The 10,909-nt window shown below is 66.7% G+C and carries 3 protein-coding genes and 1 pseudogene; 3 read left to right on the top strand and 1 reads right to left on the bottom strand.

The window, feature by feature from the left end; translation table 11 throughout:
• The coding region (gene map / locus Q0632_RS00005; RefSeq protein ID WP_298923016.1) for a type I methionyl aminopeptidase at positions 1 to 570 on the bottom strand (570 nt) is incomplete at its 3' end.
• A gap of 113 nt (positions 571 to 683) precedes the next feature.
• Between map and purL the strand changes: the two genes are divergently transcribed.
• The 3 genes and pseudogenes from purL to Q0632_RS00020 form a co-directional block, all read left to right on the top strand.
• Positions 684 to 4,685 carry a phosphoribosylformylglycinamidine synthase gene (gene purL, locus Q0632_RS00010; protein ID WP_298923040.1) on the top strand — a complete coding sequence of 1,334 codons (4,002 nt, stop codon included), beginning with the start codon at positions 684 to 686 and terminating at the stop codon, positions 4,683 to 4,685.
• Between the two features lie 3 nt (positions 4,686 to 4,688).
• A complete protein-coding gene (locus Q0632_RS00015) occupies positions 4,689 to 5,330 on the top strand; it encodes a YdeI family protein (protein WP_298923042.1) in 642 nt (213 codons plus the stop codon).
• 104 nt (positions 5,331 to 5,434) lie between these two features.
• Positions 5,435 to 10,909 (top strand): annotated as a pseudogene (locus tag Q0632_RS00020) (hypothetical protein); the annotation flags it as partial.

Genomic DNA, 10,909 nt, shown 5'->3' on the forward strand with positions numbered 1-10,909 from the left:
GCCGTAGTGCAGCACCTGCGGCTCCTCGTGGAAGTTGCGGCCGATGCCGTGACCGCAGAACTCGCGCACCACCGAGAAGCCGTTGCTCTCGGCGAACTTCTGGATGGCGTGGCCGATGTCACCCAGGCGCACGCCCGGGCGCACCTGCACGATGCCGTGCCACATGGCGTCGTAGGTCAGGTTGACCAGGCGCCGGGCGGCGATGGAGACCTCGCCGATCAGGTACATGCGGCTGTTGTCGCCGAACCAGCCGTCCTTGATGACGGTGACGTCGACATTGACGATGTCACCCTTTTTCAGCGGCTTGTCGTTGGGAATGCCGTGGCAGACCACATGGTTGACCGAGGTGCACAGCGAGGCCGGGTAGGGCGGGTAGCCGCCCGGCTGGTAGCCCAGGGTGGCCGAGACCGTGCCCTGCTGGGCCATGCACTGCGCGGCCAGCCGGTCGATCTCCTTGGTGGTGATCCCGGGCTTGATGTGCGGCGTGATGTAGTCCAGGACTTCAGAGGCCAGGCGGCAGGCCTCGCGCATGCCTTTGATCTCGGCGGCGTCTTTGTACGTGATGCTCATGGCCCAATTATCCCAGAGGGCGAAATCCCCCGCAGGTAAAATCAAAACTCCACGGCGAGCCCCAGTCAGCGGCCCGCCGGCCCAGGATTTCCCGACCCCATACAGGCCTACCAGTGACCCTGCACACCACCGAATTCGAGGGCGGCAATGCCCTCAGCGAGTTCCGCGTCCAGCAACTTCTCCCCCGCCTGCAGGCCATCGACGGCAAGATCAGCGGCCTGACGGCCCGCTTCGTGCACCTGGTCGGCGCCGACCATGCCCCCGACGTCGCCGAAAAGCAGCGCCTGGCCGCGCTGCTGACCTATGGCGAGCCTTTCCAGGGCCCCGCCGGCGGGCCGCTGATCGTGGTCACGCCGCGCTTTGGCACGGTCTCGCCCTGGGCCTCCAAGGCCACGGACATCGCCCACAACTGCGGCATCGCCATCCGTCGGGTCGAGCGCATCACCGAGTACCACATCCAGCTCAAGGCCGGCCTGTTGGGCAAGGCCGCGCTGGACGGCGCCCAGCTGCAGGCCGTGGCGGCCCTGCTGCACGACCGCATGACCGAGAGCGCCATGTTCAGCCGCCAGCAGGCCCAGGGCCTGTTCACCGAGCTGCCGGCCGCGGCCATGGAGTCGGTCGACGTGCTGGGCGGCGGGCGCTCGGCGCTGGAGCAGGCCAATGCCCAATGGGGCCTGGCGCTGGCCGAGGACGAGATCGACTACCTGGTGGCCGCCTTCACCGGCCTGGCGCGCAACCCGACCGACGTCGAACTGATGATGTTCGCCCAGGCCAACAGCGAACACTGCCGGCACAAGATCTTCAACGCCCAGTTCACCATCGACGGCGCGGCGCAGGACAAGAGCATGTTCGGCATGATCCGCAACACCCATGCGCTGGCGCCGCAGCACACGGTGGTGGCCTATTCGGACAACGCCTCCGTCATGGAAGGCTCGCCGGTTGCCGCTTTCGCAGCCAGATCGGCCTCTACCCCCCGTAAATTGGGCGTGGATAGCTATCAAAAACATAGCGAAACACACCATGTGCTGATGAAGGTGGAGACCCACAACCACCCCACGGCGATCTCGCCCTTCCCGGGCGCCTCCACCGGCGCCGGCGGCGAGATCCGCGACGAGGGCGCGACCGGCCGCGGCTCCAAGCCCAAGGCCGGCCTGACCGGCTTCACCGTCTCCAAGCTCTGGGGCGGCTGGTCCGACCAGGCTGGCGGCAAGCCCGGGCACATCGCCAGCCCCTTGCAGATCATGACCGAGGGCCCGCTGGGCGGCGCGGCCTTCAACAACGAGTTCGGCCGGCCCAACCTGTTGGGCTACTTCCGCGAGTACGAGCAAAGCGCCGGCGGCATCGAGCGCGGCTACCACAAGCCCATCATGATCGCCGGCGGTCTGGGCAGCATCGAGGCCGGCCAGACCCAGAAAATCGAGTTCCCGGCCGGCACCCTGCTGGTGCAGCTGGGCGGCCCCGGCATGCGCATTGGCATGGGCGGCAGCGCGGCCAGTTCCATGGCCACGGGGGCCAACGCCATCGACCTGGACTTCGATTCGGTGCAACGCGGCAACCCTGAGATCGAGCGCCGTGCGCAGGAGGTCATCAACCACTGCTGGCAACTGGGCGCGGCCAATCCCATCCTGGCCATCCACGACGTGGGCGCCGGCGGCCTGTCCAATGCCTTCCCTGAGCTGACCAACGACGCCGGCCGCGGTGCCCGCTTCGATCTGCGCAAGGTGCCGCTGGAAGAGTCCGGCCTGTCGCCGCGCGAAATCTGGTCCAACGAGAGCCAGGAGCGCTATGTCATGGCCATCGCGCCGCAATCGCTGGCGCAGTTCCAGGGCTTTTGCGAGCGCGAGCGCTGCCCCTTTGCCGTGGTCGGTGTCGCCACCGAGGAGCGCCATCTGGTGCTGGCCGACGAGGGCGCCAAGCTGCAGCCGGTGGACATGCCCATGAATGTGCTCCTGGGCAAGCCGCCCAAGATGCACCGCGACGTCCAGACCGTGGTCCGCCAGTTCCAGCCGCTGGATCTCAACGGCGTCAAGCTGCAGGACATCGCCATCCAGGTGCTGAGCCACCCCACGGTGGCTTCCAAGCGCTTTCTCATCACCATCGGCGACCGCACCGTGGGCGGCCTGACGCACCGCGACCAGATGGTCGGCCCCTGGCAGGTGCCGGTGGCCGACTGCGCCGTCACCCTGGCCGACTACGCGGGTTTTGCCGGTGAGGCCATGGCCATGGGCGAGCGCACGCCGCTGGCGGCCATCGACGCCCCGGCCTCGGGCCGGATGGCGGTGGCCGAGGCCATCACCAACCTGCTGGCAGCGCCCTTCGAGCTGCCGCGGGTCAAGCTCTCGGCCAACTGGATGGCGGCCTGCGGTGAGCCTGGCGAGGACGCTGCCCTGTACGAGACCGTGCGCGCCGTCGGCATGGCGCTGTGCCCGGCCCTGGGCATCTCGATTCCCGTGGGCAAGGACAGTCTGTCCATGCGCACGCAGTGGAAGGACGGCGACAACAACCGCAAGGTGGTGTCCCCGGTCAGCCTGATCGTCACCGCCTTTGCCACCCTGGCCGACGTGCGGCCCACGCTGACGCCGCAGCTCGATGCCACGCAGGACAGCGCCTTGTTGCTGATCGACCTGGGCAAGGGCCAGAACCGCATGGGCGGCAGCATGCTGGCGCAAGTGCTGGGCCAGACCGGCGACAGCGTGCCCGACCTGGACGATGCCAAGGACCTGGTGCAACTGGTCAACGCCGTCAACGCGCTGCGCGCACAGGGCAAGATCCTGGCCTACCACGACCGCAGCGACGGCGGCCTGTTTGCCGCGGCCTGCGAGATGGCTTTTGCCGGCAAGGTCGGCGTGGCCTTGAACGTGGACATGCTGGTGACCGAGGGCGACGGCATCGCCGACAGCCGGGCCGAGCATGGCGACGCCAAGAACTGGGCCGGCCAGGTCAGCGTCCGCCGCGAGGAGCTGACGCTCAAGGCCTTGTTCAATGAGGAACTGGGCGTGCTGTTGCAGGTGCGCAGCGAGGACCGCAGCGCGGTGATGCAGGTCTTGCGCGAGCACGGCCTGTCCAGGCACAGCCATTTCGTCGGCAGCACCCGGCCGCAGTCTTCGACCATCGATGCGGGCAAGGGCGAACTGCAGGTCTGGCGCGACACCAAGGCCGTCTTCAGCGCCAACCTGGCCGACTTGCACCAGGTCTGGGACGCCGTCAGCTGGAAGATCTGCCAGCAGCGCGACAACCCGGCCGGCGCCGATGCCGAACACGCCGCTGCCGGCGACCCGACCGACCCGGGCCTGCAGGTCCACACCACGTTCGACCCCAAGGAGGACGTGGCTGCGCCTTTCCTGAACCTGAGCAAGCCGCGCGTCGCCATCCTGCGCGAGCAGGGCGTCAACTCCCATGTGGAGATGGCCTGGTGCTTCAGCGAAGCCGGTTTCGAGGCCTACGACGTCCACATGACCGATCTGCAATCGGGCCGCGCCAGGCTGGAGGACTTCAAGGGCTTTGTCGCCTGCGGGGGCTTCAGCTACGGCGACACCCTGGGCGCCGGCATAGGCTGGGCCCGCAGCATCACCTTCAACGACCAGCTGTCGGCGCAGTTCCAGGCCTTCTTCGGCCGCGACGACACCTTCGCTCTGGGCGTGTGCAACGGCTGCCAGATGCTGGCCGAACTGGCCGACATCATTCCCGGTGCCGATGCCTGGCCGCGCTTCACCACCAACCGCAGCGAGCGCTACGAGGCCCGGCTGTCGCAGGTGGAGGTGCTGGAGTCGCCCAGCCTGTTCTTTGCCGGCATGGCCGGCAGCCGCCTGCCGATCGCGGTGGCGCACGGCGAGGGCTATGCCAACTTCGCCCAGCGCGGTGACCAGGCCAAGGTGATCGCCGCCATGCGCTACACCGACCACCACGGCCAGGCCACCGAGGCCTATCCGCTCAACCCCAATGGCAGCCCCGGCGGCCTGACGGCGGTGACCACGGCCGACGGCCGCTTCACGGCCATGATGCCGCACGCCGAGCGGGTCTTCCGCAACGCGCAAATGAGCTGGACCAGCGGCGAGCGCAGCGAATTGAGTCCCTGGATGCGGATCTGGCGCAACGCGCGCAAGTGGGTCGGGTGATCAGTGCCCCCACGCTCGCCCACTGCGTGTGGCTCGCTGCCCCCCGAGGGGGCCTTCGCGCCTAGGGGTGGCCCGTCGGCGCTCAAGCCGGCTCGCTTCTTCGAGACGCCGGCGCAGTTTCGCGCCTGGCTGACGAAGAATGCGAAGACGGCCACCGAGCTGGTGGTCGGCTTCCACAAGAAGGATTCGGGCCGCCCCAGCATGAGCTGGAGCGAATCAGTCGATGAGGCCTTGTGCGTGGGCTGGATCGATGGCGTGCGCAAGCGCATCGACGCGACCAGCTACCAGATACGTTTCACACCACGCAAGCCGGGCTCGGTCTGGAGCGCCATCAACATCGCCAAGGTGGCTGCGCTGGAGCAGGCCGGGCGCATGAAGGCGGCTGGCCGCAAGGCTTTTGCCGCCCGCAGCGAGGCCAAATCGCGCATCTATTCCTTCGAGCAGGCCGAGCGCCTGACCGAGCTGCCGCCGGCGCTGGCGGCGGTGTTCCGCAAACACAAGGAGGCCTGGGCCTTCTTCCAGGCCCAGCCGCCGGGCTACCGCCACCAGATGCTCTGGCGGGTGCTCAGCGCCAAGCGCGAAACCACGCAGGCCGCGCGCCTGGACAAGTTGATCGCGGCCTCGCAAGCGCACAGCCGCCTTTGAGTGCCGGCAGCTCCTCCCCCAAACAGAGGGCGGAAAATGAAAACTTTTTGTCACAAAACAGTTGAATTGCCTTAGGCTTCGTGAAATTTCTCACGGGGAACCCCATGGCATCGCCTTTTTTCAACGCGAACAGCAGCGCAGATTTCACCGAGGGCGACCCCCCCATCGTGCTGGCGCCCGGCCTGCAGGTTGTCGATGACGACCTGGCGACGCTGGACGACGGCTATGGCAACTATCTCGGCAACTATGACGGCACGATCCTGACGCTGGAGCGCGCGGGCGGCGCCAACGCGGACGATTATTTCGGCGCGAGCGGCACGATTGATTTCGAGGGCGCCGTCGGCGGCGCCCACCTCCGGTGGGAGGGCACCTACGTCGGCTGGGCCGATTTCGGCGTCCCCGGCCAATTGGTGCTGTCCTTCAACAGCAATGTCACGCAGGCAGTGTTGGACGCGGTCGTCAGCCAGCTGACCTACGAAAACATCAGCAACGCGCCACCGGCGGCCGCGGTGATCAGCTGGCAACTCAACGACGGCACGGGCAGCACCGGCTCGGCCACGACCACGGTCGCGATCACCGCGATCAATGACCTGACGACAATCTCCGGCGGGCCGACCGACCCCACCTACATCGAAGTCGGCCAGGCCGTTGCCATCGACGCCATCAGCATCGAGGACCTCGATGGCGACCAGTTGAACCTGTCGCTCACGGCGATCAATGGCCAGCTCAGCGGCATCACGGACGATGATGAGGGGACCGACGGCATCCAGTTCAGCGGCGATGCCGCCACAGTCAATGCCGCGCTGGCAAACCTGCGGTTCACCGCTTTGGCTGACGGCGACGCCGGCATCGACGTGACGGTCTTCGACGGTTCCGAGCTCAGCACTGCGCACTACGACCTGGAGGCCATTTCCACGCCGGTGTTCCACAACGCCACCGGCATGCAGGTCGTGCTCCCATCCGATACGTCAGTCACGGAGTCCGGTCGCTTTGTCCTGGCATTGGACGACGGCAAGATCCTGGTGGCCTCCAGCTCCGGTGCCGCCGCTGGCGACTTCATGCTGACCCGCTTCAACGCGGACGGGAGCATCGACGAGAGCTTCGGCCCGGGCGGTGGGTCTTCCTATGTGGACTTCGACGGTTTCGGCGACGTCGGCGGCATGGCCTTGCAGGCCGACGGCAAGATCGTGCTCTCGGGGATGGTGGGAGACTTCCACGCTCCGCATGTCGGCGTGGTCCGTTTCAATGCTGACGGCAGCCTGGACACCTCGTTCGGAACCGGCGGCAAGTTCGAGACCGACCCTGCAGTCCCGCTGGAGGGTGCTGGCCTGGCGATCCAGCCGGGCGGCCGGATCCTGATCGCCAGCTCGGATGGTTCTTCCCTGATGGCCATCGTCCTGAACGGCAACGGTGCGCTGGACACCAGCTACAACAGCGCCTGCGCAACGCCGGGCTTCAGCTTTGTGCAGGCAGGGGCCCTTGCACTCGGCGTCTGCGCGGCCGTGCAAGCCAACGGCTGTTTGCTGGTGGCGGGCTGGGTCGCCGACGGCTCCTCGCTGCGCTATGGGGTGGCGCGCTTCCTGGCCAGCGGTGAGGCGGACAGCTCATTTGGCAGCAACGGCCTGATGACGGTGACGACATACACGCTTGCCGATTCGCTCACCGGCATGGTGCTGCAGGCCGACGGCAAGATCGTGCTGACCGGTACCTGCATTGGGGAAGACGGAGCGGACATCCTGGTGGTGCGCCTCAAGGGCAGCGACGGCAGCCTGGACACGGATTTCGGCAGCAATGGCGCTGTCAGGCTGGATGTTGCGGGTGATGACATTGCGGGCGGCGTGACCCTGCAGGGCGACAAGATCGTGGTGACCGGCGAGGGCGATCCTGGCGTGGTGTTCCTGGCCCGCCTCAATACCGACGGCAGCCTGGACAGCTCGTTCGATGGCGATGGCGTGGCCACATACACCGATGTGCCCATGGACATCGGCGCCGCGGTCACGCCGGTGGGAGAGGATGGCAAGCTGCTGGTCACCGGCAGCAGTTTCGGCTACGCGGCGCTGGCGAGCATCAATGCCGATGGCAGCGTTGACCAGGCTTTCGGCCAGAACGAAGAACTGTTTGACCGGGTCAGCTACGCCGACAACGGCCCGCCCGTGCTGTTGGCGCCCGGACTGCGCATCGTGGACGCGGACCTGGCGCAGCAGCTAGCCTTGGACGGCGGCGCGGGCAATTACGGCGACACCATGCTCACCCTTGTCAGAAGCGACGGGGCCTCGGCTGACGATGTTTTCGGTGCCAGCGGCGGCTTGTCTTTCGTGGACGGTCAGATGGTGCTGGACGGCACGGAGATCGGCACCGTCGACCTCACCGGCGGTGTGCTGACACTGGGTTTCAATGCCTACACCAGCCAGGCGCGCCTGGACACCACGGTCCAGTTGCTGACCTATGCCAGCACCCATGCGGACTCCGACACCTCCGGCGCCATCGCCTGGGTCTTCACCGATGGCCAGAGTGGGGCGGTGCAAGGCGAGGTTTATGTCGAGGCCACCGTGGTCGACGATGTGCCCGCGATAGCCGGCCTGCCTTCGGCCACCACCCCCGTCATCGCCGGCCAGGAAGTCGCGCTGGACGATTTCAGCGTCAGCGACAGCGATTCAGGTTCACTGGATGTAACGCTGCTGGCGCACAACGGCAGCATTGGCGGCCTGATCGACGTGGACCCCTGGACTTCCGGCATCCAGCTTGTCGGCGATGCGTACACCCTCAACGAGGCCTTGTCGCATGCGACCTTCACTGCCACCGGCGGCGGCGCGGCCTCGATCGAGATCAAGGTGGAGGATGACACTTCGACGACCACCGCCTCCTACAACTTCACGGCCAGCCTGCCCACCGGCATCAATACCGCCCCGGTGCTGGGCAGTGCCATCGGCAACGTCCTGCAGGACCCGGGCTTTGATGTAACTAACAGAGTGGTGGTCACCCAGCAGACCGATGGCAAGATCGTGGTGGCAAACCGCTTCAACGATCGAATCGTCGCGCTTCGCTTCAACGCCGACGGCAACCTGGACACGGGTTTCGGCACAGCCGGCATCGCCCAACTGAACCCGGGCCACGTCTCTGATGTCCGGGACGTGCAGGTCCAGGCCGACGGCAAGATCGTGTTGATGGGGGCGTCCAGGCCCACCGGTGCATGGGAGTTGAGCCTCTGGCGCCTGCAGGCCGATGGCACGCTCGACGCGGACTTCGGCGACGCTGGCGTCGTGGCGCCAGGGTTTTCCGGTTGGACCTATGAGGAGGGCCGTTCCCTGGTCCTGCAGGACGACGGCAGCATCCTGGTGGCCGGCGAGGTCTACGCAGGCGAGGCGCATGGGTTCGCGCTGGCGCGCTACCTCAGCGATGGCTCGCTGGACACGGATTTCGGCGACGGTGGTCGCATGGTGCACGCCGCTGCCTTCTCAGGCCAGATGGTGAACATTGCGGTCCAGGCGGACGGCAAGATCGTGGCCGTGGTTACGTCTTTTCCCGGAGAATCGGCAACGATCGGCATTGCACGCTACAACAGCGATGGCAGCCTGGACGAGGACTTTGGCGACGGCGGCATGATGGAACCCGACCTGGGCGAGGGCATACGGGCCCGTGCTTGCCACGTCGTGATCCAGCCGGATGGCAAGATCCTGGTGGCCGGTATCGTCTTGAGCGGGGATGGCGGATTGGTGGTCTTGCGCTACAACGAAGACGGCTCGCTGGACGAGGATTTCGGCGCGGCGGGCATTGCCAGCGTCGCCATCGGCTTCATGAGTCTGGACAGCATGAGCCTGCAGCCAGACGGCAGCATCGTGCTCAGCGGCGGAAACTATGACAGTGGGCAAACCCAGGCTGTCCGGCTCGATGACGGCGGTTTGTTTGACACCGGCTTCGGCAACGCCGGCCTGTTCACCAGCAACGGCACCTGGTTTGGCACCGACATGATCGTCCGGGAGGACGGCAAACTGCTGTTCGCCGGATGGAACCTTGAACAAGACAAGATTGTCCTGGCCGGCTTCGAAGCGGATGGCACAGCAGTGGATGGACAGCTGGGGGCTGGCACCGATTTTTCCGTTCCTGTCGTCGCAGAGGAGGACGATGGCGCTGGCACGGTGATGGCGCCCCTTGGCCGCATCATTGATCCCGAACTGTCGGCACGCAACGGCGGCGACGGCGACTACGGCGGCGCCACCCTGGTGCTGCAGCGGGTCGGCGGGCCGGACGCGGACGACGCCTTCGGCACGACCGGCTTGCTGGGCATGTGCGGCTGCGGCCAGCTCGAATGGGATGACGTCGTGATCGGGACTTACGACAGCGCCACCCCCGGCCGCCTGAAGCTGAGCTTCAACGCCGGCACCACCCAGGCCATCCTGGACGATGTGGTGCACAACCTGACCTACATCGTCAACAGCCAGGCGCCGGACCCCAGCATCACCATCGGCTGGCTGTTCAGCGACGGCAACACCGGCAGCCAGGGCACGGGTGGCGCCGCCACGGTGCAGGCCCTCACCGAGGTCAACACTGTCGCCAACGTCGACACCCCGGACTTTTTCGGCATTCCCGGTCACGATGTGACGGTTGGCGCCGGCATCGCCTGGGCGCTGGCCGACTTCGGCATCGTCGATCCTGACGGCGGGACCAAGTTCCTCAACCTGACACCCAGCGGCGGCACGATCAACGGCCTGGTGGATGAGGATGCCGACAGCGATGGCATCCAGATCTCGGGCGAAGCGGCGGCGCTCAACGCTGCGCTGGCCGGCGTCACATTCACCGCCGACGCCGCGGACTGGGCGTCCTTTCACATCGACATCTCCGGCGAGTCCGGTTGGCTGCGGTCATCCGACTATTACTTCGTGGTCGAGGACGCGATGGTGGTCGTCGGCGACGGGGGCAACAACCAGTTGCAGGGCTCGGACGGTTCGGACTATCTGCAAGGCCTGGGCGGTGCGGACGGACTGTACGGCAGAGCCGGTGCCGACTTGATGGAAGGCGGCAACGGCTGGGACCGTTACTACGTGGACAACGTGGACGACATGGTGGTAGAGACGGTGGCGAACCCATCCGTCGGCGGCACCGACACGGTCTACAGCTCCCTGAGCGACTACACCTTGACAGCCAACGTGGAGAACGGCTCCATCGAGACGGACGCTGGTGCCCGCCTGGCCGGGAACGGCTTGAGCAACACCTTGAAGGGCAAAGCTGGCAACGACACGCTCGAAGGCGGTGGCGGGGCAGACGGCCTGTACGGTGGGGGCGGCGCCGACAGCTTGCTGGGCGGCAAAGGTTCGGACCGCTACTACGTGGACAACGTGGACGACATGGTGGTCGAGACGGTGGCGAACACATCCGCCGGCGGCACCGACACGGTCTACAGCTCCCTGAGCGACTACACCTTGACGGCCAACGTGGAGAACGGCTCCATCCAGACGGACGCTGGTGCCCGCCTGGGCGGCAACGGCATGAACAACACCTTGAAGGGCGCGGCGGGCGACGATCTGCTCGAGGGCGGCGCGGGCAAGGACACGCTGAGCGGGGCAGGGGGCGCCGACCAGATG

It is taken from the genome of uncultured Ramlibacter sp. (assembly GCF_936925435.1).
Lineage (GTDB): Bacteria > Pseudomonadota > Gammaproteobacteria > Burkholderiales > Burkholderiaceae_C > Ramlibacter.